The sequence below is a fragment of the Marinobacter guineae genome, assembly GCF_002744735.1.
GTDB classification, from domain to species: Bacteria; Pseudomonadota; Gammaproteobacteria; order Pseudomonadales; family Oleiphilaceae; genus Marinobacter; species Marinobacter guineae.
In genome coordinates, this window is the sequence record NZ_KZ319339.1 from 1,235,258 (window position 1) to 1,258,401 (window position 23,144).

The window sequence follows — 23,144 nt, forward strand, 5'->3', positions numbered from 1 at the left end:
GTTACTATGACACCTTTGAAGCTGAACGCTGATATGGGCGAGAGCTTTGGCCCCTGGGTCATGGGGCTGGATCATGAGGTCATGCCCTATGTTGATCTGGCCAACATCGCCTGTGGCTTTCACGCCTCAGACCCCGATGTGATGCGCCGGACCGTGCGGATGGCAAAAGAGCATGGGGTCATTATCGGCGCCCATCCCGCCTACCCGGATCTGGTTGGCTTCGGCCGGCGTTCCATGGCCTGCTCCGCCAGTGAAATAGAGAATCTGGTGCTGTATCAGCTGGGTGCCCTGGCCGGCGTGTGTCGTGCCGAGGGCACTCAGGTGAGCTACGTAAAACCCCACGGCGCACTCTACAATGACATGGCCAGAAACCCCGAGATCTTTGCCGCCGTTGCCACCGCGGTTAAAGCTTTCGATCCCGCCCTGCCGCTGATGACTCTCGCGACACGGCAGACAGCCACGATGCGGGAACAGGCTGAACAGCACGGCATCACCCTGTGGTTTGAAGCCTTTGCCGACCGGGCCTACGACAGCGAAGGCCGGCTGGTTGCCAGATCGGAACCCGGCGCGGTGCACCATGACCCGGAACTGATTATCGATCAGGCACGGCGCATTGCGACCGGGCAGCCACTGACCGCAAGCGACGGCAGCGATCTGGTGTTGCAGGCCGACACCCTGTGCGTCCATGGCGATAACGAGGAATCCATTGCCGCCGTCCGGCGTATTCGCGACATGCTCAATTCTCTGGAAAAAAGTAGCTCATGAGCCACAGTGACCTGCCAAGACTAGAGCCGGCTGGCATTGATGGCTGGATGGTGCGCCTGTTCGGCACCATCGAGGAAAACAACCTGCTTTGGCTGACGGCCCTGACCCACGATTGCGAGGCTGCATTCGGCGAGGCTTTGGTCGATCTTGTGCCCTCCTACACCACCTTGCTGGTGATCTTTGACCCGCTGCAAATCAGCCCCTGGCAGGCCCGCGAGCGGCTTGTGGACATACTGGCCCGGCTGGTTCCGGACGATATCGGAGGCGAAGGGGAACTGCACAAGCTGGCCACCTGGTACAACTCGAGCGTCGGCCCCGACCTGGAGCGCGTTGCCGAACTCTCGGACATGACGGTCGACGCCATCATCGACACCCACAGCTATCAGGAATACCGGGTCTTTGCCCTCGGCTTTTCGCCCGGCTTTGCATTCATGGGGCTTTTGGACGACAGCCTCATCTGCCCACGCCTGGAAACGCCGCGCCCGAAAGTGCCCGCTGGCAGCGTCGCCATAGCCGGCCAGCAGACGGCCGCCTATCCGGCGGTTACCCCCGGCGGCTGGAACCTGATCGGTCGCACGGCCGCCCGACTGTTTGACCGGAATCGTGATGGCTTCAGCCTGCTCAAGGTGGGGGATCGGGTTCGATTTGTCGCCGTTGACCAACATACCTTCGAGAGCGAGGGCGGCGACCCGACGCCCATAACACCGGCCCGGGAGGAGACACGCTCATGAGAGCCAGCACCACTGGATTTCGAGTAACCCGGGCAGGTCCCCTGGCCCTGCTGCAGGATGCCGGACGATTCGGCGTTCGGCACCTGGGTGTGACCCAGGGCGGCCCGGCAGACCTTCATGCTTGGGGCTGGGCCAACCGGCTGGCCGGCAATGGCTGGGGAACACCGGTACTGGAGATTACCTTTGGCGGGCTCCAGTTGCAGGCGGAGTGCGATCTCACCATTGCCGTCACCGGCGCGGACCTGTCGGGCCGGCTCGAAGACCAGCCGCTGCCATTGTGGCGCAGGATCAAAATCGGCAAGGGCGAGCGGGTGGTGTTCGGCACCCCGGCCAAAGGCCTGAGGGCCTACCTTGCGGTTGCCGGCGGGTTCTCGGCTGAGCCGGTTCTGGGCAGTGTTGCCTGTGTGGTTCGGGAGCAACTTGGCGGGTTCGACGGCCAGGGCCGGCGCCTGACGGACGGTGACCAGCTGAACATCGAGATACCCTCCCCCAACATGCCTGACACTATCGAAGTGGAGGCTCCGGAGCAGGAACGACCGGATTACACCGCACCGGCAATCCTCGATCTGCTGCCTGGTGCCCAGGTGGCCGACTTTACCGGGCGCAGCCTGTTCGATGCCTTCAACGCCGAATGGCGTGTCGACGACCGCGCGGACCGAATGGGCGTTCGCCTGACCGGCCCGCCGTTACACTGCCGGATCCCATCCCTGGTGTCCGAAGGCATATCACTGGGGGCTGTGCAGGTTCCCCCGGATGGCCAGCCCATCGCCCTGCTCAACGACCGGCAAACCATCGGTGGCTACCCGCGCCTCGGCAATCTGACGCCACTGGCAGCCTCAAGGCTGGCCCAGTGCAAGCCCGGGCAAAGCGTCCGGTTGCGGCCCGCCGGCGCGGAACGAGCGCTCCGGGAACACCGGCAATTCATCCGTCAGGTTGCAACGGCCATCAACGACCGGACATCCGCCAGAAACCGGTCCACCTGATTATGGGTTGTTGCCCATGAGCACATCAGTCGGGCGCTTCCACCGATAAAGTTGTAGAAGCGCCAGCCCCTGGCCCTCAGCTCCGCCTGAACCGGCTCCGGCATTTCAACGAAAACGCCGTTGACCTGTCTCGGGTAGCGCAGCCGGATACCAGGCAGGCCTTCCAGGCCCCGGGCTAGCCGCTCTGCGCAGGCATTCGCATGGCGGGCGTTCTGCAACCAGACATCGTCCTCCAGCAGCCCACACCAGGGCGCGGAAATGTAGCGCATCTTGGAAGCCAGTTGACCGGCCTGCTTGCAGCGCCATTCAAAGTCTTCCGCCAGCGCCCGGTTAAAGAACACCACCGCCTCACCAAGTGCCAGACCATTCTTGGTGCCTGAAAAACACAACACATCCACACCCACTTTCCAGGTAATCTCCGAAGGATGGACACCCAGCGCGGCCACCGCATTGGCGAAGCGGGCGCCGTCCATGTGGATATTCAGTTTGTGCCGGTCAGCCACCGCCCGGATAGCGCGAAGCTCTTCGGGAGTGTAAACGGTGCCTACCTCTGTGGCCTGAGTCAGGCTCAGGGCCTTGGGCTTCGGATAATGGATATCGGTCCGCTTGGTGACCAGGTGCTCAATGCTTTCTGGCGTCAGCTTGCCATTCTCACCTTGCCCCAACAGCAGCTTCGCGCCATTGGACGCATACTCCGGCCCGCCGCACTCATCGGTTTCGATATGTGCCAGTTCGTGGCAGATCACACTGTGGAACGACTGGCCAATGGAGGCGAGCGCCAGAGAGTTGGCAGCGGTGCCGTTAAACACGAAGTAGACATCGCAATCGGTATCAAACAACGCTCTGAGGCCATCCGCCGCCTGCTGCGTCCAGCTGTCCTCACCATAGGCTGGCTCATCAGTGCGGTTTGCCGCTTCCATGGCTGCCCAGGCCTGAGGACACACGCCGCTGTAGTTATCACTGGCAAACTGTTCGGACTGGGACACAACGCGCTCCTGAATTTATGCAACGAAAGCCTCCCACGTTATCGGAATGGCAGTTTTTTGCCAACGGTGAGAGTTCTGAAATCAGGAGAAAATAACTGGGCCCCGGGGGCCCGGTTGGACGACAGGGGAATTTTTATTAACCGCTCAGCCCCAAATGCTCTGAATCCTGTTCAATGCACCGGTCCAGCAGCGCAAGGTACTCAGCCTTGGCCTTCAGCTTGGTCTCCCGGTGCGCCCGCATGTTCAGGGTCTTGAAGTGAGTGGCCAGTTCGTTGGCCCGCTCAAGCAGTTTGTCCTGGGCAACCACTTCATCCAGGAAGCCCGCCTCAACGGCGCCCTCGGGATTGTAGATCTCTGCATTCACTACCGAGCGATAAAAGTGAGCCGGAGTCAGGCGGTGCCGGGCAATTTCAATGCCGGCATGGTGCATGGTCATACCAATGGCAACCTCGTTCAGGCCCAGCTTGAACGGCCCTTCGACGCCAACTCGATGGTCTACTGACAGCAGAATGAACGCACCCTTGGCAATGGCGTGGCCGCTGCAGGCCCCGATCACCGGCAACGGAAACGCTGCCAACCGGCGGGTCAGTTTGGAGCCCGTGGCAACCAGGGCCGCCGCTTCTTTCGGACCTTTCTGCATCTCTTTCAGATCGTAACCGGCAGAGAAAATGCCCGGCTGGCCGGTCAGGATTACCACGGCCTTGTCCTGCTCCGCACGGTCCAGCGCCGCGTTCAGCTCCTCAAAAACCTCATGGCTCAGGGCATTGGCCTTGCCGTTGCTGATGGCAATCGTCGCAACACCGTCTTTCAAGTCATAACTTACCAGCTCAGTCACCTGTTCTACCTCTCTACCGGAATTAAAGTGAGCGTTTGTTTACTTCGACGGACCTGATTGTGGGTTAGGCGCGCTAGAGATTCAATATCCATTGGTCATGTCGCCAAAACCTGGCCGAAATTTGAGATAATCAAGTACCCGGTAAGGTCGCAAAGCGAACATTCGAGATGGAATCTGAACTGGCACTGATGAGTATCTTTGCTGAGCGTTTGGAAGATGTTGGCTTGCGACGCTGTGGCGATCATGGCCATTGGAGGCACGATGATCGGGCCGTGAACCGCCCGGTTGTCATACTTTGTCCCCGGCCACCAGCAAGAATCCACCAAGGGGAAGATGGTGCGGCAGGCATGCTTCAAGCGTTCGGGCGATCACGCGCCCCTCTGGAAGCCAGATCGCGGTTTGGAAATGGACGTTTTATAACCGGAAGCGAAATGAGCACATCGCGAAGTTCGCGACGCGTGTGCCAGTACGCCCCTTGATAAGCGCTCTGATTGCGGCCGCGTCCCTTTTGGCGCCATAACAGGCTGTGACGGTTCAATAATCCTACGACGAATCTGCCCCGGGTAACCCGAATAATCTCACTCAACGCATCTGGCCATTCCGGAACAAAACAAAGTGCGGTCACAGACATCACCCGGTCGAAACTGCTGTCCACAAACGGCAATTGCGCAGCGTTGGCAGGCAGGTAGCAGGTGTCTGAATCCTGGCCTCTGGCGTATGTCAGGGCTTCCCCATCAATGTCCACTCCGGTCACCGAGGGAGATTGAGGCAAGCCTGCTATCCGGCGAGTAAACCAGCCTGTGCCGCAGCCGACATCGAGTACCTTGTCCCCCGGCTGGCAGTCCAACTCAGACGACAGCAGCCTGAACTCCGTCTCACCGATCCACCGGCCACGGCCACTGGCATACCAATGATCATACTGTTCCGGTGTCATGATGTTGTCCTGTGTGCGCTGGACGCCTTGCGGTGTGACGGAAAGGCTGTACCAACATTTGAGCCAGCCGCAGATCGTGTTCCGTCCGGAAATCTTCAATTCCGATGGTCATGCCCAGATGCCCCTTTTCAGGCTGGGCACGGTAGGTTCCGAAAAGCCGGTCCCACCAGGGTACGCTGAAGCCGAAGTTGCTGTCCGTTTCACGCTGAATGGCAGAGTGATGGACCCGATGCATGTCGGGTGTCACCAGAAACAGTCGTAACCAGCGATCGACCTTCTGCGGAAGACGAACATTTCCATGATTAAATAGCGACGTCGCATTCAGAAGCACTTCAAACGCCACCACGGCCAATGCCGGCGCACCAATGAGCACAACAACCGCCATTTTGATGGCCATGGACAGCACAATCTCAAGTGGATGAAAACGCAAACCGGTCGTTACGTCGAATTCCAGATCGGCGTGATGCATGCGATGCAGTCGCCAGAGCCAGGGAACGGCATGGAAGATCCGATGCTGAAAATAAATGGCCAGGTCCAATGCGATAATGGCGAGAATCACAGCTCCCCAAGCCGGCATTGAAACCAGGTTCAGCAGGCCCCACCCGTGTTCGAAAGCATAAATGGCCGCGCCAACAGCGGCCAGGGGAAAGAACAGACGAACCGCCAGGGTGTCCAGAATCACGATGGCGAGATTGCCGGGCCAGCGAACCAGGCGCTTGATGACTTGCGGACGTCGGCTAGCAACGATCTCCCAAATCGCCATCAGACTCAGCACCGAGGCAAAACCCAGAATCCGTATCGCCGGTTCATTGGCCAGGATGAAATCTGACACGGTTCACCCTCCTCAATGGACCGGCAAGCCCGCCGCTTTCCACTCTGGAAACCCCTCATCAAATCGGCGCACCCGGAAGCCAAGCTTGCGCAGCCTTTCTACCGCCTCATGGGACAGCACGCAGTAAGGGCCACGGCAATAGGCGACGATTTCCCGATCTCTGGGCAGCGCATCCAGCATGGTTTCCAGCTCATCCAGGGGGATATTGATGGCATCCGGCAGGTGGCCCGCCTGAAATTCTTCGTGGGGCCGAACATCCAGCAACGCGACCGATCCTTCCCGCAAACCGGCCAGAAGATCGTCCCGCGAGACAGCCTCCAGAGTGCCGCCCGGATCGTCAGAGTCAAACAGCCGGCTAACAAGGCGTTCCACTTCGGCCAGATTGGTTTCGGCTACGTCGCGTAGCAGGCTCATGAGCGTCACGATGCGCTCGTCCGTCAGCCGGTAGATCACTTGCTTGCCAGAGCGGGTCGCCGTGACCAGCCCGGCCCTGCGCAGGTGTTGCAGGTGCGCCGAGGCATTGCCCACGGTCAGTTCTGCCGTGTTTGCCAGCGATTCCACGGACGCTTCGGATTGTGCCAGGCGCTCCAGCAGCGCGAGCCTGTGCCCGCTACCCAGCGCTTTGCCAACTTGGGCCAAGGTGTCCAGAAGATCTTGTCGGGCTGTCATTTTACTACCTCATTTTATTCGGGCGATGGGCCGTTGCTTGACAGCCCAAATCTTTCCATTATTCTAATAACTAATAGAATGTTTGCAAGTCAATTCGTGTAAGGAGCCTCCCCGATGAAAGCCCTGATCCTCATTAACGACCCACCCTATGGAACCGAGCGCCTCTATAACGGTTTGCGTATGGCGCATGCCCTGATCAAGAAGGACTGCGAGGTCACCGTCTTTCTCATGGGCGATGCGGTGTCAGGCGCCAAGACGGGCCAGAAAACCCCGGATGGTTTCTACAATGCCGAACGCATGGTCAAGCGGGCAGCGCTGAAGGGAAACGTCCTACTGTGCGGCACCTGCATGGATGCCCGGGGCATTTCCGAGGAGGAAGTGGTCAAAGGAGCCCAGCGCAGCACCATGGATGAATTGGCGGATGTGACCATGGCCGCTGACAAAGTGTTGGTGTTCTGAGCCATGAGCGACTCTCAGGGCATGTGCCAGCTGGAGAAACGCAACGTTGCCATTCTGGTGATCAGCCAGGTGATGTTCATGGTCGCCGCCATTACGGTGATGACCCTGAGCGGTGTGGTCGGCCAGCAATTAAGCCCCGACCCTGGTCTGGCAACCCTGCCGATCGCCTTCATGATGCTGGGCACGGTGATCTCCACCCTGCCGGCGTCATTGTTCATGAAAAAAGTGGGGCGGCGCCGGGGTTTCATTGTCGGTGCAGCCCTGGGCGGAGCCGGCGGCGGGGTACTGAGTTTTGCCGGCGTTGCCATCCAGTCGTTCGCGGTGTTCTGCCTGGGCAGTCTGCTGCTGGGGCTGTATCAGGGCTTTGCCATGTATTACCGATTCGCGGCGCTGGATGTGGCCAGCCCGTCGTTCCGCAGCCGGGCCATTTCCTTCGTCCTGGCCGGTGGCGTGGCTGCCGCATTTCTGGGGCCCTGGAATGCCAGTGCCATGGGCGAACTGGTTCCCGCTGTTCCCTCTGGCGGCCCTTATCTGATCATTGCCGTTTTGGCGTTGGTGGCGATTGCCCTGCTCAGCCAATTGAAAGTGCCTTATGTCGGAGAACCCCACGAAGGGGAAAGCACCCGCCCCATGGGCACCATTGCCCGAAACCCAGCATTTTTAGTGGCATTAGCGGCAGGTGCCATCGGGTACGCCATCATGATACTGGTAATGACCGCCACACCACTGGCCATGCGTGCCAATGACTTCGAAATGGGACAAGTGGCGTTCATTATGCAGTGGCATGTGCTGGGTATGTATGCACCGTCGTTCTTTACCGGCAGTCTGATTGCACGTTTCGGGTTGGGCCGTATTCTGACAGCCGGCTGCCTGATTCTGGTGGGCACCGCTGTAACGACTTTACTGGGCGCAACACTCGTACATTTCTGGGTGGCGTTGGTACTTCTGGGCGTGGGCTGGAACTTCCTGTTCATCGGTGGCAGCACCCTGCTTGCCACTTTGCACACCGAAGCCGAACGGGGCAAAGTCCAGGGCGTCAACGACCTGGTGATTTTTGCCATGGTCACCGTGGGTTCACTGATGTCCGGAACGCTCCTGCATCACCTGGGTTGGGAGACCATGAATCTGCTGATGCTGGCGCCCATCGGAGTCGTTGCGCTGTTAATACTCTGGATGCGTTTGAACCGAGCCTCTTTACCAGTGGCCCAGACCAGGACGTCATAAAGGATCACCCGTATGCCAAACCCGATTTATCTTGATCACAACGCAACTACCCCCGTGGCAACGGAAGTTGCTGCTGCCATGTGTGATGCGCTTAGGAACCTCTACGGAAATCCCTCTTCCGGCTACTTCCTCGGTCAGGCGGCTGCCATGGCAATTGCTGATGCCCGGCAGGCGGTAGCTGACCTGATTGGCGGTAATCCTGAGGAACTGATCTTTACCGGCTGCGCAACGGAAGCCAATAACCTTGCCCTGTTGGGGTTGGCAAGGGCCTCTGCCGACAAAAGGCACCTGATAATCAGCGCGGTGGAGCACCCGGCTGTGATGGCGCCGGCTCGTTATCTGGAGAGTCAGGGTTGGGGATTGACGGTTGTTCCCGTGGATGAGTATGGGCGGGTATCGGCCGACGCCGTGGCTGACGCGGTGACCCCCGACACCACCCTGGTGTCCATCATGCTGGCGAATAACGAAGTAGGCACCCTCCAGCCGGTGGCGGAGATAAGTCGTTTACTGAAAGGTCGCAACGTATTGCTGCACACCGACGCCGCCCAGGCCGTCGGGAAACTCCCGGTCAATGTCGAGGATCTGGGCGTGGACCTGCTCACCGTGGCTGGCCATAAATTCCAGGCCAGCAAGGGCATTGGCGCCCTGTATGTCAGGGAAGGGACTCCCATACGTAACATTCTGTTTGGTGCCGGTCATGAACGAGGACTCCGGCCGGGTACGGAAAATGTGCCCGCGATCATCGGGCTTGGAGTTGCTGCCCAATTAGCCAGCCAGCGGCTGGTATTGCGCGATGATCGCCTGTGCCGGCATCGCGACCAACTACACGAGCGGCTCCGGTCTGCCATACCGGGCCTGGCACTCAATGGTCATCCTGAACATCGCCTGCCCAACACATTGAACATCTCGTTTCCGGGCGTAACGGGCAAGGCGTTGTTGGCTGCGGCCAGCGAGACGGTGTTGGCATCGGTGGGGTCGGCCTGCCACTCCGACGAAGAAGGCCCCAGCGGCGTACTCGGGGCGATGGGACTGCGTGCTCGCCGAGCCAATGGCGCTGTTCGCTTGTCAACGGGTTGGGAGACCACGGCCGAAGACATTGAGCTGGCTGCGCATGGGCTGATCCAGGCCTGGTCACAATTAACAACCAATTGAGAAGAGGCCTGCCGGCATGGAACCCAATACCGCTTCGTACGAGCACTATCGCCATGGCATTCGGGAGAACCTGCATCAGTTCAGCCATCAGCTGGGCCAGGTGTTTCTGGTTGGTCTGACCATCGGCATGATGCGAACCGTCGTTCCGGCACTTGCAGAATCGGAGTTCGGCGTGGCTGAAGGCTCCTTTCTGATGCTGACGTCCTTCGTGGTGGCCTTTGGACTGGTCAAGGGCGTTCTGAACTTCGTAGCCGGACGACTTGCGGAGCGTATCGGGCGCAAGAAGGTACTCTTGTACGGTTGGCTCTCCGCCATCCCGATCCCTGTGATGGTGTTGCTGGCTCCATCATGGGGCTGGATTGTGGCGGCTACTGTGTTGCTGGGAGTCAATCAGGGCCTCTGCTGGTCCATGACTCAGACCTCAAAAATGGACATCACCCGGGCCGATGAGCGAGGCCTGACCATGGGCCTCAATGAGTTCTCTGGTTATGTGGGCGTTGCCATCGCCGGCATCGTCACCGGTTACCTCGCGATTGGACTTGGCCCGCGCATGGGATTGTTTGTGTTTGGCGCAGTCGTCATCGGCTTGGCCATTGTTCTGACGCTCATTTCTATCCGGGAAACTCACGGGTGGGCGAAGGCGGAAAGCGCCCGTCATGCCAGCGGAACGGCTACTGGCCCTAAAGCTCGCTTACCTGGGAACATATCGGATAACCCCACGACCGGGGAGGTTTTTACGCTCATGAGCTGGCGTGATCGTCGGATGGCGGCGTTCAGTCAGGCCGGCCTGGTTGAGAAATTTGTAGACGCCCTTGTCTGGGTGTTTTACCCGGTCTACTTGTACCAACAGGGCCTGGGGCTCGGCGCCATTGGCTGGATTGTGGGGATTTATGGGTTTGTCTGGGGTGGCTCCCAGTTTGTGACCGGGCGCCTGTCAGATCACATTGGGCGCCTCAAGCCGATTGTGTGGGGCATGTGGTTGTGCGGCGGTGGCGTTGCCCTGATGCTGCTTGGCGACGGTGTTCTCTGGTGGTCTTTCTCAGCGGCTGTCACCGGTATTGGTATGGCACTGCTTTACCCCAATCTGAGTGCGGCGGTAGCGGACATTTCCCATCCAAACTGGCGCAGCTCTGCCATTGGGATATACCGTTTCTGGCGTGACCTTGGTTACGGCATCGGTGCTCTGGCCTTTGGGATTATCGCCAACGTGACCGGAGTGGTCACCAGCGGTTTCTGGTTTGTCGCGATTGCGATGTTTCTTTCCGGCGCCCTGGTCATGCTCTGGGGCGAAGAGACCCATCCACGTCTGAACCCCAAACGCGAATGAGGGGAAGCCTCGTCACTTTGAATTTACTTGTAAACCTCCCTTTTTCAGTTGCATCGCTGCTTAGAGTTTTCCGTCCGTTAGTGCTTCGCCAAGTATTCCTATGGTGCCAAGCCCTCTAGTGGATTTCGGGCGCGCGAATGTCCGCTTTTGTTTAAGAGCGCACATGCAGCCGGAACCCGGCGTCAAAAGCAATTATCGCTACCTGCAAAGTCAGCTTTACCCACAAAAACTGTGGATAACTTTGTGGGAACAGCTCGGATAGGTGTCTTCAGCCCTGCAATGGCAGGGCCTCAGCAATTGTGGCGTTTTAATGACCGGCCAGCGAATAAATGGCCTTATCAGGCTAGCGAATACCCTTGGACTGCAGCCACTGACCGATCTGCGCCTGATTCATGGCGCCGCTCTGGCGGGCCACTTCCCGGCCATTCTGGAACAGGATCATGGTAGGGATGCTGCGAATGCCAAACTGGCTGGCCGGAGCCTGAGCCTGTTCGGTATTGAGCTTGGCAAAACGGACTTTGCCCCGCCAGTCCTTTGCGGCCTGCTCAAACTGCGGCGCCATCATCTTGCAGGGGCCGCACCAGCTGGCCCAGAAATCCACCAGTACCGGCACATCACTGCGTCCTGTATGGGCGGCAAAGTTCTGGTCTGTCAGTTCCAGAACCTGGTCCGGCCACAGCGGCTGTTTGCAGGCGCCACAGTTTCCACCGGATGACAGCTTGTCTGCGGGCACACGGTTTACCTTGTGGCAATGGGGACACACCAGGTGTCGGATGTCAGTTGTCATTGAATACCCTCTATTCGTCTGTTAACCAGAACATCGGGGCAGCTGGACGGAATTCAAGCCGGCTAAAAATCCGACATCGCATCCTGCAGATCGCGCTTCAGCTCCTCCGCCTCAGTGATCCACACGGTTTTATCGAGGCCCGGAAACACGCCGACATCAAGCCCATCCTTGGTCAGCCCCGGCACCCACTTCCTGAAAAAATCTGGCAAGGAGATACTTCGAGGAGACAGATCATCCGCACCCTTGGCGTATTCGGTGGCAAACTCCGATGCGGGCCACACGGGCAGGTACTCCACATCGCCATCATCTGAGACAATTTTCAGGAAGCGATTGTCGTTGTTCACCAGAATCCAGATTTCGCGCTCCTCTCCTACCTGGCTCAGGAAGTAGTCGTACCGCTCTTCACCATCCATTTCGATAATCGGGGTAAGTTCATCGCTGCTCATGTCAGGCACGCCACTCCAACAGGTTGCTTTCGGGTAGATTTCGGAGCCTAACACGTATTCCGGGAGGACTGACGTCCCGTTTTCCAAAACATCACAAGCAGCATCGCCAAAGCGAGGTTTCCGGTGAGCATAAACGGATACATAGCGGGTGAGATTCGCAACCACTCACCGGTAAAGTTCATCATTGCGTGGAAAATCAGAACCGCGAGTATGCTTCGCTGGGTGCAGTTATAAACATACACAATCAACAACGTATGGCAGATGATCATCGGCATCCACCAGTAAAGTTCCGGGTTAAAGGTTGTATTGGCATAGTACCCTGGAAACCAGACAAAGGGCGCATGCCAGATGGCCCAGACAGCGCCATTAACCAGACCTGCAACAATGGGGCTGTAGCGCTGCAGCAGAGCTTCCAGGTAAAAGCCACGCAAGCCTACCTCTTCCACAGCCGGAAACACGAAGGACAGCACAAACAGGAACAGCAATGGCCCCGGATCAACAAACAACAGCCAGTTCGTATTGAGGGGCTCGCCGGCAATACCCAGGAGCCGTGCCACACCGGCCATGGCAAGATCGAACACCAGCCAGAAGAACAGGAGAACCAGCCACCAGCGGCCAGGAATGCGCCGCCAGTCAGTCAGGCGCTGCCATAGATCCCGCAACTGGTCTTTCCCGCCCGCCACAGCGGCTAAACCAAGACCCGCAACGATTGGACTGGCACCACCGAGTAAAAACCAGATCAGGTTTGGAAACGCCCAGACCGAGGACTCCGACAACAGCACTGGCACCCAGAAAAGATAGGCCCAACCCAGGTAAACCAGGGGAAACGCTATTAAAGGTCGCCTGATCAATGACGCTCTCCTCCGTAGGCCATCGTTCCAAACAGTATCCTGGCAATCTGCCCTGCTTTGGCGCTGCTCTTGGCAATGGTATGCCTTTCTGCTGTTCGGAGTGATTCTGGTGTTTTTTTGCGGGGTCGTTCCTCAGGGGGAACTTCTCGGAAGTGGCCTTTCCTTTCGCCTCCCTCCCAGCCTTCCTGCTGAGTGGTACCGAACAATGCGAGTCAGAAAGCCTGAATGTGACGAGCTGACAGGCCTTAGGATCTCGCCCTGGCCATGCGGAACAGCGCCTCCGGTGAAATCCGCTTGACCCAGAGCGCAGCCATTTCCTTGCCCTTGCCCACCGGGATCTCACGTTTCTTTGCCTTGAGGCCTTTGTACACCACTTCGGCGCATTCGGTTACATCCATGCCGCCGGCAATGTCCTCGTCCTCCTCGCCATAGGCCGATCCATCACCCGCCAGGGCGTTACGGGAAATATCGGTACGAATAAAACCCGGAGTAATGGTGGAAACCTGCACTCCCTGCCCTTCAACCTCCGCGCGCAAGGCATCGAAAAAACCCATCACCGCATGTTTGGCAGCACAATAACCCGTTCGCATTGGCGCACCTACCTTGCCGGCAACACTGGAAGTCACCGCGAGATGGCCTGCGCGACGCTCCAGCATATGGGGCAAAACCGCCTTGGTCAGCGCAATCTGGCCCATGACGTCCACATCCATCAGTTTCTGGTAGACCGCCATGTCCGTGTCCTTGCACAGCGAGCGCTGTGAAACACCGGCGTTGTTAATCAGCAGATCCACGGAGCCAAAAGTATCCAGCACGGTCTGAACCGCAACGGGCAGGGAATCCCAGTCTGTCACATCCAAGGGCAACACCAATACCTTATCAGCGGCAAGCCCTGAATCACGGCAACGAACGGCGACACGCTCAAGCTCGCTCTCACGCCGGGCGGATAAAACAAGGCGGGCGCCATCCTGTGCAAATCGCAAGGCAAGCGCCTCGCCAATGCCGGAGGATGCTCCGGTAATCCAGACAGTTTGTGCGGGCATGACAGTTCCTTTTTGAATCGTTCAGCTATCAACCAGACGCGCCCTCAGACGGGGCAACTGAGATGGGTAGTTTTCCTGGATGAAGGTTACCAGGCCCTCTCGAACGGCACACCTCAGATCCCAGTTTCTACTGGAGTTCGAAGCGCTCATCAGAAACCGTACCTGCATGGCCTGGTCATTGGAGTCGGTAACCTGCACCGTTGCCAGCTCACCATCCCAGAGGTTGGATTGCGCCAGCAACCGATTGAATTCCTGTCGAAGCGGTTCTACCGGCATGGTGTAGTCCACCCAGATGAACACGGTTCCCAGCAGCTCTGCCGAATTCCTCGACCAGTTCTGGAACGGGTTTTCGATAAACCATTGCAACGGAATAACCAGTCGCCGAAGGTCCCAGACCCTCAAGACAACATAGGTGGCCGTGACCTCCTCCACCCAGCACCATTCCCCCTGCACGTGCAGCACATCATCGATGCGAAAAGGTTGAGTCAGCGCAATCTGCATACCCGCCAGCAAGTTGCTGAGCACAGGGCGAGCGGCGAACCCGAGAATCAGGCCACCAACACCCGCGGAAGCGAGCAGGCTTGCGCCCATGTGCTGGACGGACTCAAAGGTCATCAGGGCCGCCCCAAAACCGATAATCACGATGAGGATGTTCAGGGCCCGAACCAGGAACCGGGTTTGGGTTTCAACCTTGCGCGCGCGCTTCCACTGCCCCTCAAGCACCGGGTTCAGCGCGACAATTACCTCGCCGATGGCGGACGTCAGCCGGACCGCCGCCCAGGTGATAGCGAGGATGAGCAGTAGAGTAGTGACCTGCTGGATTGCTGCTATTAATGGCAGATCCGCTGGCGCTGACTTAAGCGTTCCTGTCAGCGCCAGCAGACAAAACACAACACCGAGAGCCCGGGCCGCGGCATCGAGAAACAACCGCAGCACCGTTCTGGACTCGGAGAAATGGCGAAAAACGGCCAGAGCCAGCCGAAAGATGACATAGGTGGCCACTACCGCAAGGATTGCCGAAAACCCGGGCCACAACCATGCTTTGAAACCAGTCTCAAACGCTTCCAGCATCAGCCCTCCGCGAGCCTGCTATTGAACAGAACAACAGAACAACCGCAATCCCGCAAGCTGCTCTGCTCTCTGGAAGACTATACCAGCCCCTGCTCTCTTGCCATTGCCAAAGCCGCTTTTGGCCCGGTCCATAGCGACGGGAGGATGATCAGCGATACCGGACTCGCCGTCAGCGAATAGTCAGTTACACGTGGTCTGGTGGAAAGCATCAACGTATGGTTAGCTATCTACCTTCTAAGGAGATGAACCTTGTCCCATCTGCAACTTGCCATATTGCTGGGTATGACCGTGGCCCTCGGCCCTTTGGCGCTGGATGCCTATCTGCCGGCATTTCCCAGCATTGCTGACGAACTGAATATCTCTCACAGCCAGGTCGGATTAACCTTGAGCGCCTATGTCACCACCCTCGGCCTGGCGCAATTGGTGGGCGGTCCTTTATCAGACCGCTATGGACGGAAGCCGATCCTCTTTGGTGGCCTCATTGTATTTGCCTGTGGCGCTGTGATGGTCTCAATGGCGGACACGCTATCCGAGATGGTTTTCTGGCGTATCGCCCAGGGCATAGGCGGGGCATTCTGCGCGGTATCGGTACCGGCCATCGTTCGGGACCAGGTCGGTGGCCAGGAGGCCGCACGACTGTTCGGGCTGATCGGCCTGATCATGTTTGTTGCGCCAGCTGCCGCACCCTCACTGGGCGCTGTGATGCTGGCACTGGGCGAGTGGCACTGGATTTTCCTGATGCTCGCCGGCTACGCGGTGTTTATGTTGCTGGCACTCAATGTGGCACTTTTCCCCAGACTACAACCACCGCCGCGGACCATTACTCCCCTCAAAACACTGGTGACGAACTACCTGTTAGTGCTCCGGCATAAGACCACCATGCGCTTCGTGGGTATTCAGGTGCTTTGCTTCAGTACCATGCTCCTGTTCATTACCCATTCCTCTTTCATCTATCAGGAATGGTACGGCCTATCCAACAGCCTGTTTTCTATACTGTTCGCTGCGAACATCGCCTTTATGGCAACGCTGAATCTGATAAACCGGCCGCTACTGCGGCGATTTTCATCCGTGGTTCTGGTGCGGGCGCAAGTCATTATGCAATGCCTGGCTCTGGTTGCTCTGGTGATCGCGGTTTTACTGGAAGGGCCACTCTGGGCAGTGGCGGCATGTATTATCGTAGCCATCGGCAGCCAGGGCGGGATTGTGCCTAACAATATGGCCAACGCCATGGAATTTTTCCCAAAGCTCAGTGGTACCGCAGCGGCGTTGCTGGGTGCCTCCCAGTTCACCATTGCCGGGGCCATCAGCACGCTCTCATCGGTCTTTGGCGATCAGACTCTGCTGACAATCACCTTGGGTATGCTGGCTTGCTCGACGGGCGCAGTCATTCTCGCTATCGGAGCACCCCGGGCAGTTGCCCGGGCTCTGGCCAATCATGAAGCAGGTTGAAACGGTTTGAATCCGTATGACTCTCTGTGAGCGGAATAGGACACCCTGAATTGCCAGTGCCGAACCTTCAGCATTCCCAAGGACTATTTTCGGGCCGTTCGGAACAGTACATAGTTCCCCAGAAGCGCCAGGGACGCCCCCAACACCGCCGTTACCGTCCACTCGAAACCCTCCAGCCAGGTCGAAACGCTCAGGGCAACAACCGGGAACAGCACCGTTGCATAACCGGCCTTATCAGCGCCAAGGGTCTGGATCACTGTGATGTAGCTGTAAAACGCAACGATGGAACCTGGAACTGCCAGAAAGACCGTTGCGCCCCAGAAGGTGGCCGCCGTGGGCAAAACCCACTCCGCATCCTGTACCAGGCACCAGACGCCCAGTATCAGGGCTCCGTATACCATGGCCCAGGCGTTTGCCAGGAACAGAGGCACCTGCGACATCCGTACCTTGATGCTGACCAGGTTTCCCATCGAAAACCAGAAGGTGCCGGCAACCGCGAACAGAATGCTGGTCGCAGTGGCGTTACCCAGCTGCAGATCATGCCAGAACAACAAAGCCACACCCGTGATTCCCAGAAAAATCGCCGGATACAGCCGAGCAGTGGGTGTAAGCCGCAACCAGAGCCAGCCATTCAGTGCGTTAAACAGGGCCGCCAATGAAAACACCACCGCCAGCAGCCCGCTGGTCATGGATTCTGCTGCACGGTAGATCAGCAGGAAGTTCACGCTGTAGAGCGTCAGTCCCTGGAGCACAAGCCAGCCGTGCTGCTTCAGCGTCAGCTTCTGCAGGCGTCTCATTAAAGCCAGAACCACCAGGGCCAAGGCAGAGGCCATCAGAAACCGGTAGAAGACTGAAATGTCGACGGGCGCTGACTCTACCTGCAAGCGAATCGCGGTCCAGGTCAGGCCCCAGATCAATACCGTCAAACCATAATGAACAGAGATTGGCATGCCAGTGATTCCTGTAAGTAACTGAGACATTCGCGGATAAGGCGATCAGATTAGGACGGAAAAGACACCAAAACTTGTCAGATCCTGCTTAACCATGGATGATTCTTGCGGAGGCCAGATATGCACGATGACTCAACACTTGCGCCCGACTCACCCTTGAGCACCCAGCAGGACAGCCGCGATATTGTCGACGCGCTAAAGGCTGTCGGCGTGACACCACGAAAACTCATGGAGCTTGACGAGGGTCGTGCAATAGCATGGTGGCAGAACCGCACGGGCGAGGTTTACTACGAGCGCCCCAGACATCACTCCCTCAGCATTTACATCAACAATGGCGAAAAAGCCAAGCGAATATTAAACGGGCAAATCGTAAGTCAGGGCTTTCCCGGCGCAGTTTGCCTGTTCCCGGCAGGCAGCCGCTCAACCTGGCAGATTGGTGGCCAGTTTGAATTCTTCCATTTCTACTTTAACGACCTGGACGTTGCCCAATGCGCGGAACAGACGTGGGACTGTGAATCCGGCACAGTCCAGCTTTCAGAGCTGTATCACGCCGAAGACCCGCTGTTGTCGCAGACTGGAAAGCTGCTGGCACTCACTGACTGGCAGGCCCCAGGGCAGGCCCTGGCGATGGATCATCTGGCACAATGGATGCTGCTTCAGACTGTCAGCCGTCACGCCAATGTACGGCAGGCACCTCCCGCCGTTAAAGGTCAGCTATCGATTCGTTATCGCCGCCTTTTACAGGAACGCATTAACGCTCAACTGGATCAACCACTGTCTCTCGCGAACATGGCCAGCTGGGTAAATCTCAGCCCCTACCATTTCGCCCGGCTCTTCCGGGCCAGCTTTGGCTGCGCCCCTTATCAATACGTTCACGAACAACGATTAATCCGCGCCCGCGACATGCTTCGTAAACGGAGCAGTAAAATCACTGCCATCGCACTGACATGCGGATTCAATGATTCCAGCCAATTCAGCCGGGCGTTCAAGGCAAGGTTCGGAGTCACGCCTTCCCGGTACCGCTCTGAAGCTGACTGAATGCACTGCCCCTGGAGCCCGACGCCATGCGAATTCGCGTTACGCATCAAAGGATCACGATTGCTCTACAGTTGATACTGCTTGCCGAAGCAGTGTTCGCAATCTGGGGCCAGCGTTGGATTCCCGCATTCCTGACAGCGATGATTATCGCCATCACCTTTTTCCCGGTGCTGTTTGAACGTCGCTTCAGAATTCACATCCCCCCAGAACTCCAACTCGCTGCCATCGCTTTTGTCTTCGCCTCCCTGTTCCTTGGCGAGATACGCGATTATTACACGCGGTTCTGGTGGTGGGACATGGCACTGCACACCATGTCCGGTTTTCTGCTGGGTATTCTCGGCTTCCTGCTGGTACACATCATGAATGAAACCGAAAAAATTCACGTCCACATGAAACCGGGTTTCGTGGCCTTTTTCGCATTCATGTTTGCGCTGGGCGTGGGTGCGCTATGGGAAATGTTGGAATTCACCATGGACTCAGTTTTCGGGATGAACATGCAAAAACCCATGCTAGGTGATCCGTCGGGGCTAACAGATACTATGTGGGACCTGGTTGTTGATGCGCTAGGGGCGCTGGTCATCTCCTTCCTGGGCTGGCGCTATATCAAGAACCCCGATGGGCGATCATTCCTGGAACGCTGGATTGACTCCTTTATCGAGCGGAATCCCAGGTTTTTCAGGCGGTGAGGCCGGAAATATTCATCGTTCAACCAGCCCCGATCGCGGAACCAGACAATTCGCCGCCGTGAGAAAAAGGTCCCGAAACGCAGCTTCTGAAGCAATCACACTCGGCAACCTGTCGTAAATCATCCGCCGACAGGATGATGTGCGGGCTTCGCTCTCGCTGACGCAGGCTGCGTGCACCTCTGCGCCCTCAATCTCGCCGGTCGCGTCTTCGCAGAGCTTTGGAATCTGCGCAATAACCCAGTCAACAGCCACACTGCGCTCCACCGGATTGGCTGCAAGGTTGGTAAACCGGCTGGCGTTTACGGGCTCGGGCTGTTCACGGGATTGCTCCCAGAGAAGGAATAGCAAGGCAGCAGATACCAATACGACTGTAACCAAGGGAAACTTCATGGGCGCCTTTTCAGTACGATGAATCCAGCCCCGGATGATAAACGCTTGGGAATGTTCTGTCCCGGTTTCCTATACTGTCTGGGATTTCACACGTATGGGCCGTCGATGGACAACGGCCCGATCAATCCAGCAACAAGGAGTTGTGGCAAATGATCACACTGATCGTTGGTCTGTTTCTGTTTCTCGGCGTGCACTCGCTCTCCATCGTCAACGAGCCACTGCGCAATCGCCTGAATGCTTCCATCGGCGAGGGTGCGTTCAAAGGGCTCTACTCGCTGGCCTCCCTGGTCGGCCTGGTACTTATCATCTGGGGTTATGGCGCCGCCCGCCTGGACCCCACCGTAATTTACACGCCGCCAGGCTGGCTCAGGCATCTGGCCATGCTGCTCCTGATCCCGGTGTTCCCGTTACTGTTCGCCACCTATTTCCCGGGCAAGATCAAGGCGAAACTCGGTCACCCGATGCTGGTCGCGGTAAAACTCTGGGCTCTGGCTCACCTGCTGGCGAACGGAATGCTCCACGACCTCCTGCTGTTCGGGTCTTTCCTCGCGTGGGCGGTGGTCGACAGGATTTCCATGAAACGCAGAACCCAGCGGCCCATTCCCACACTGCCGGCCAGCAAGGCGAACGATGTTATTGCCATTGCCGGCGGCCTTGCGGTGTATGTGGTGATGGTATTCTGGGCGCACCAGTGGCTCTTTGGTGTGGCACCGGTCTGATCGGGCGGCTGACCTTCGGGTCAGCGCCCCTGGGCGCCCCGGCGCAACCAGTTGTGCACGAAGGCAAGTTTGCGTCTCGACATTTCCGAGAGTGCAAAGGGGTAGAGGTCTGACAGGCCCATGGAACGGTTTACGTGATTCACCCGCATGGCCAACGAGGCAGCCACATGGATCAGCAATGCAGAGTCCTGCTCTGAGTAGGGTTCCCAGCCGCGCTCGGGCAACTCAGGAGATGTCAGGCCGGATGCCACGAAACTGTCGGTAATGTCGTTCAGATGCAGCAGGTGCGCCGCGGTTTCGGCCCAGTCTTCATGAGGATGCGCTGACGCATAACTGGTCAGGTAAAACAGCCTCCAGTCCGCCGGCGGCCCCTCGTGATAGTGCCGTTGAAGTGCGGCTGGGTAATCAGCACGCTCATCACCAAACATCTCGCGGAACGCCTCCAGAAAGTCCTCGCGCAGGCTGAGGCGCCACCAGAGCATATGGGCAATCTCATGGCGCATATGACCAACCATGGTTCGGTAAGGCTCGTCCAGCGCTTGCCTCCTCGTGGCCCGTACCACCGGGTCAGCCTCGGCCACACTGATTGTCACCACGCCGTTGGCATGCCCCATGGCGACCGGCGTCAGTCCCTCTGCGAGCATATGGAAAACCGGGCGCGTACCAGGATCTTCCGGCCGGAACCAGTGCCAGCGGCCGAGATTGTCCAGCACCCAGCGCTTCGCAGCCTCGGTTGCGGCCCAGTTCGGCATGGCGTTTGGAATATTCGGATCCGGAGCCAGTGCCGTCATAGCACAGGCCCGACAAAAAGTGCCCTGTTCCGGCGCGATCCAGTTACACCCTATGACCTCTCGATTTGCACAAAACGGAGGCATGGGCAGAAACGCCCTTGCCTGGGGATCGTAGGCGACAGGGGTGCCATCAAAAGTGGTCAGGTTATCGAACCACAGAGTGCCAGAGCCGACCGGATTGGAAAAAACCATCATAAAGCGGGTGCTCCTGTTGAGCGGCAGAGTGCATGGAAATAAATCGCCACTTTCTCAAACCTATACCCTACAGCAAAGGAACGGCAATTATGGCAGGTAAATCTATTGGTCCATGACGCCCTCTAGAACTGACTTCTCCCCCGCAACAGAAGCTGCATCTCATCAATACTGTCATCCCCGTCCAGGGGAAACGCGAAATCCAGGTGCAGCATCCGCTGAACTTCAATCCGGCTGGATGCCAGCCGCATCCCGAAACCGACATCTTTAAGTACCCCTTCATCGGGACCATTATTCCGACTGTCGGTGAACCAGGCCCGTCCCACGTCCGTGAACAGGACTCCCCCCAATCGAAACAGCTTGAAAGGATGCCAGTCCGGGAAATAACGGCGTTCCAGAGTCCAGAGCACGCGCCGGTTACCCTGCTGATACTCGCTGGGGTAGCCACGCAGCCCGTTCTCTCCCCCGATGAGCAATTGCTGGTCCGCCGTCAGGTTGTGGGCCGCTGTAAAAGCAAGATTGGTATACCAGCTGTTCCAGCGCACCGAGCCTCCGTAAAAATACTGAACGCTCACCGTTCCCAGCATGTTCTCTACCCGGTCTTCATCAAGCCGGTAGGTGCCGCTCTGGCTCAGCTCATAACTGGCGTAGTTGGTCTCTGTGGTCAGCAATGCATCCTGGAAGTCCATGTTCAGGACCACCCGGTCCTCGGTAGCACCAAGCCCAGTGCCGGAGTAACCCAGCTCCGTACGCCAAACAAACCCGTCACGCACATCCTCTACACGCTGCAACCGGGTCAGGTTGGTCATTTCCCGGAAACGGTTCTGGCGATAATCAAAACCAATCCAGGGGTAACTCAGAGCGCGGTCTTCGGGAAGGAGGTCCAGAGCAGGTTCGTTGGGTAGCCGGTCAAAATCGAGGGAGTCGTATCGGTAGCCCGCCAGCAGGCGCAATTGCCGGTCATCCCGCTCAGCAAGCCGCCATCCACCATCAATGCTGAAGTATTCCTGGCTGCGCCGGTAATCGGCAATTGCCTCTGCACCAACATAACGGGATTCTTCACGCACATCGTCGACACCACTGAGGCCGAAACGCCAGTTGGTTAGCTCACTGTAGAAGGGTCGCTCCAGGTAGGCGCTGCGGCCCCGCCCGTCGCTGCGCTCATCTAAGGAGAACCCTGCCTGCCAATGGGAGCCGAACACATTCGGATCGTCGAAAAACAGACTGGCCTCAGAGCGGTCCGGATCCTTGGCGTAGGAGATGCCCACGTTTTTGCCAGACCCGATAAAATTGGGATCTGAAAGCCCGACGTTGGTGGTGTTCTCGCCTCCAGACCGCGACACTCCAAAGCTCGGAAAAAGTGTCCAGGTATCCCGCGTCAGCACGCTCACCTCAACCTCATTCCCGCAAACACGGGTTATACCCACCCAGGCTGCTGTCAGGTAGTCCCGTTGGCGTAGCAGCCGCTCGGATTCTGAAATGAGTCCCGGGGCAAAGACATCCCCTTCTTCAAACACCAGCTGGGAACGCAAAGCCGATTCCCAGGTAGGTGTATTGAGCGTATTCAGGGTTCGATAAAGAGTGTTGTTCTGGTCGGGATCACTGGTATCAAAGATGGGCCGGCGAATAATGCGGACACTGCCAATGAGCGCGCCCTCAGGAATCAACATATCACTCTGGCGTTCCAGCTGATCTCGGGGCTTGTCCAGGTTAACGCCCTCCGGCTGGACCTGGCTGTCGACGCAGTCCTCGCCAACCAGCTCTGCCCCAAGACAAGGCCCAATAAATACCAATCCTGAAATAACGAGCGCACTCCGGAAAGCCATACCGCCCTCTA

At 57.9% G+C, this 23,144-nt stretch carries 26 protein-coding genes; 12 read left to right on the forward strand and 14 right to left on the reverse strand.

What is annotated here, in order from left to right:
• Nucleotides 1–6: 6 nt before the first annotated feature.
• The 3 genes from CLH62_RS05610 to CLH62_RS05620 are packed head-to-tail and all read left to right on the forward strand — an operon-like array spanning nt 7 to nt 2,479.
• Nucleotides 7–765, forward strand: coding sequence for a 5-oxoprolinase subunit PxpA (locus CLH62_RS05610; protein WP_099617132.1), 759 nt, complete (start codon nt 7–9; stop codon nt 763–765).
• Entirely contained in the window at nt 762–1,496 is a 735-nt protein-coding gene (gene pxpB / locus CLH62_RS05615; protein WP_099617133.1) for a 5-oxoprolinase subunit PxpB, read from the forward strand. The genes CLH62_RS05610 and pxpB overlap by 4 nt, the downstream gene beginning before the upstream one ends.
• Complete coding sequence (locus CLH62_RS05620; protein ID WP_099617134.1) at nt 1,493–2,479, forward strand: 5-oxoprolinase subunit C family protein; 987 nt, start codon at nt 1,493–1,495, stop codon at nt 2,477–2,479. Before pxpB ends, CLH62_RS05620 begins: the two co-directional genes overlap by 4 nt.
• Here the strand turns inward: CLH62_RS05620 and CLH62_RS05625 are convergent.
• The 5 genes from CLH62_RS05625 to CLH62_RS05645 all read right to left on the reverse strand — a co-directional run bounded on the left by CLH62_RS05625 (nt 2,425) and on the right by CLH62_RS05645 (nt 6,735).
• Nucleotides 2,425–3,465, reverse strand: a complete 1,041-nt coding sequence (locus CLH62_RS05625) for a threonine aldolase family protein (protein WP_099617135.1) — start codon at nt 3,463–3,465, stop codon at nt 2,425–2,427. The two genes, CLH62_RS05620 and CLH62_RS05625, sit on opposite strands and share 55 nt — an antisense overlap.
• A gap of 136 nt (nt 3,466–3,601) precedes the next feature.
• On the reverse strand, nt 3,602–4,300 hold the full coding sequence (locus CLH62_RS05630) for a crotonase/enoyl-CoA hydratase family protein (protein WP_099617136.1): 699 nt from the start codon (nt 4,298–4,300) through the stop codon (nt 3,602–3,604).
• Between the two features lie 352 nt (nt 4,301–4,652).
• The gene (locus CLH62_RS05635; protein WP_211285645.1) at nt 4,653–5,234 is read right to left on the reverse strand and encodes a class I SAM-dependent methyltransferase; all 582 of its coding nucleotides are present in this window, start codon (nt 5,232–5,234) and stop codon (nt 4,653–4,655) included.
• Complete coding sequence (locus tag CLH62_RS05640; protein ID WP_228152774.1) at nt 5,215–6,066, reverse strand: sterol desaturase family protein; 852 nt, start codon at nt 6,064–6,066, stop codon at nt 5,215–5,217. Before CLH62_RS05640 ends, CLH62_RS05635 begins: the two co-directional genes overlap by 20 nt.
• Nucleotides 6,067–6,078: 12 nt before the next feature.
• A complete protein-coding gene (locus CLH62_RS05645; RefSeq protein WP_099617137.1) occupies nt 6,079–6,735 on the reverse strand; it encodes an ArsR/SmtB family transcription factor in 657 nt (218 codons plus the stop codon).
• 114 nt (nt 6,736–6,849) lie between these two features.
• Here CLH62_RS05645 and CLH62_RS05650 point away from each other — a divergent pair, with 114 nt between their 5' ends.
• From CLH62_RS05650 to CLH62_RS05665, 4 genes are read left to right on the forward strand one after another with little or no spacing between them, the layout of a single operon-like run.
• Nucleotides 6,850–7,194 carry a DsrE/DsrF/TusD sulfur relay family protein gene (locus tag CLH62_RS05650; RefSeq protein ID WP_099617138.1) on the forward strand — a complete coding sequence of 115 codons (345 nt, stop codon included), beginning with the start codon at nt 6,850–6,852 and terminating at the stop codon, nt 7,192–7,194.
• A gap of 3 nt (nt 7,195–7,197) precedes the next feature.
• Nucleotides 7,198–8,418, forward strand: coding sequence for an MFS transporter (locus CLH62_RS05655; protein WP_211285647.1), 1,221 nt, complete (start codon nt 7,198–7,200; stop codon nt 8,416–8,418).
• A gap of 12 nt (nt 8,419–8,430) precedes the next feature.
• Nucleotides 8,431–9,570 carry a cysteine desulfurase family protein gene (locus CLH62_RS05660; protein ID WP_099617140.1) on the forward strand — a complete coding sequence of 380 codons (1,140 nt, stop codon included), beginning with the start codon at nt 8,431–8,433 and terminating at the stop codon, nt 9,568–9,570.
• Between the two features lie 16 nt (nt 9,571–9,586).
• Entirely contained in the window at nt 9,587–10,897 is a 1,311-nt protein-coding gene (locus CLH62_RS05665; protein ID WP_099617141.1) for an MFS transporter, read from the forward strand.
• Nucleotides 10,898–11,240: 343 nt separating this feature from the next.
• Here CLH62_RS05665 and trxC read toward each other — a convergent pair whose 3' ends face one another.
• The 5 genes from trxC to CLH62_RS05690 form a co-directional block, all read right to left on the reverse strand.
• A complete protein-coding gene (trxC, locus tag CLH62_RS05670) occupies nt 11,241–11,684 on the reverse strand; it encodes a thioredoxin TrxC (protein WP_099617142.1) in 444 nt (147 codons plus the stop codon).
• A 62-nt stretch (nt 11,685–11,746) separates the two neighbouring features.
• Nucleotides 11,747–12,130, reverse strand: coding sequence for a DUF2750 domain-containing protein (locus tag CLH62_RS05675; RefSeq protein WP_099617635.1), 384 nt, complete (start codon nt 12,128–12,130; stop codon nt 11,747–11,749).
• 47 nt (nt 12,131–12,177) lie between these two features.
• Nucleotides 12,178–12,981: a CPBP family intramembrane glutamic endopeptidase gene (locus CLH62_RS05680; protein ID WP_099617143.1), complete on the reverse strand. Its 804-nt coding sequence runs from the start codon at nt 12,979–12,981 to the stop codon at nt 12,178–12,180.
• A gap of 245 nt (nt 12,982–13,226) precedes the next feature.
• Entirely contained in the window at nt 13,227–14,021 is a 795-nt protein-coding gene (locus tag CLH62_RS05685) for an SDR family oxidoreductase (protein ID WP_099617144.1), read from the reverse strand.
• A gap of 21 nt (nt 14,022–14,042) precedes the next feature.
• Nucleotides 14,043–15,092, reverse strand: a complete 1,050-nt coding sequence (locus CLH62_RS05690; RefSeq protein WP_099617145.1) for a mechanosensitive ion channel family protein — start codon at nt 15,090–15,092, stop codon at nt 14,043–14,045.
• Between the two features lie 21 nt (nt 15,093–15,113).
• Here CLH62_RS05690 and CLH62_RS21075 point away from each other — a divergent pair, with 21 nt between their 5' ends.
• Together CLH62_RS21075 and CLH62_RS05695 are read left to right on the forward strand one after the other, a co-directional pair.
• Nucleotides 15,114–15,272 (forward strand): hypothetical protein, encoded by a 159-nt coding sequence (locus tag CLH62_RS21075; protein ID WP_170005733.1) that lies wholly within the window; start codon nt 15,114–15,116, stop codon nt 15,270–15,272.
• 69 nt (nt 15,273–15,341) lie between these two features.
• Nucleotides 15,342–16,541 (forward strand): multidrug effflux MFS transporter, encoded by a 1,200-nt coding sequence (locus tag CLH62_RS05695; RefSeq protein ID WP_099617146.1) that lies wholly within the window; start codon nt 15,342–15,344, stop codon nt 16,539–16,541.
• 83 nt (nt 16,542–16,624) lie between these two features.
• On the opposite strand, the gene CLH62_RS05700 is transcribed toward CLH62_RS05695, so the two are convergent.
• A complete protein-coding gene (locus CLH62_RS05700) occupies nt 16,625–17,491 on the reverse strand; it encodes a DMT family transporter (RefSeq protein ID WP_099617147.1) in 867 nt (288 codons plus the stop codon).
• A gap of 120 nt (nt 17,492–17,611) precedes the next feature.
• On the opposite strand from CLH62_RS05700, the gene CLH62_RS05705 reads away from it, so the two are divergent.
• Nucleotides 17,612–18,529 carry a helix-turn-helix domain-containing protein gene (locus CLH62_RS05705; protein ID WP_099617148.1) on the forward strand — a complete coding sequence of 306 codons (918 nt, stop codon included), beginning with the start codon at nt 17,612–17,614 and terminating at the stop codon, nt 18,527–18,529.
• 26 nt (nt 18,530–18,555) lie between these two features.
• Nucleotides 18,556–19,215, forward strand: coding sequence for a DUF2238 domain-containing protein (locus CLH62_RS05710; RefSeq protein WP_099617149.1), 660 nt, complete (start codon nt 18,556–18,558; stop codon nt 19,213–19,215).
• 12 nt (nt 19,216–19,227) lie between these two features.
• Here the strand turns inward: CLH62_RS05710 and CLH62_RS05715 are convergent, their stop codons facing one another.
• Nucleotides 19,228–19,605 carry a hypothetical protein gene (locus CLH62_RS05715; protein WP_099617150.1) on the reverse strand — a complete coding sequence of 126 codons (378 nt, stop codon included), beginning with the start codon at nt 19,603–19,605 and terminating at the stop codon, nt 19,228–19,230.
• A 149-nt stretch (nt 19,606–19,754) separates the two neighbouring features.
• Between CLH62_RS05715 and CLH62_RS05720 the strand changes: the two genes are divergently transcribed.
• Nucleotides 19,755–20,324 (forward strand): NnrU family protein, encoded by a 570-nt coding sequence (locus CLH62_RS05720; protein WP_099617151.1) that lies wholly within the window; start codon nt 19,755–19,757, stop codon nt 20,322–20,324.
• A 20-nt stretch (nt 20,325–20,344) separates the two neighbouring features.
• Here the strand turns inward: CLH62_RS05720 and CLH62_RS05725 are convergent, their stop codons facing one another.
• A complete protein-coding gene (locus tag CLH62_RS05725; protein WP_099617152.1) occupies nt 20,345–21,310 on the reverse strand; it encodes a zinc-binding metallopeptidase family protein in 966 nt (321 codons plus the stop codon).
• Nucleotides 21,311–21,432: 122 nt separating this feature from the next.
• Complete coding sequence (locus CLH62_RS05730; protein ID WP_099617153.1) at nt 21,433–23,133, reverse strand: BamA/TamA family outer membrane protein; 1,701 nt, start codon at nt 23,131–23,133, stop codon at nt 21,433–21,435.
• Nucleotides 23,134–23,144 lie beyond the last annotated feature (11 nt).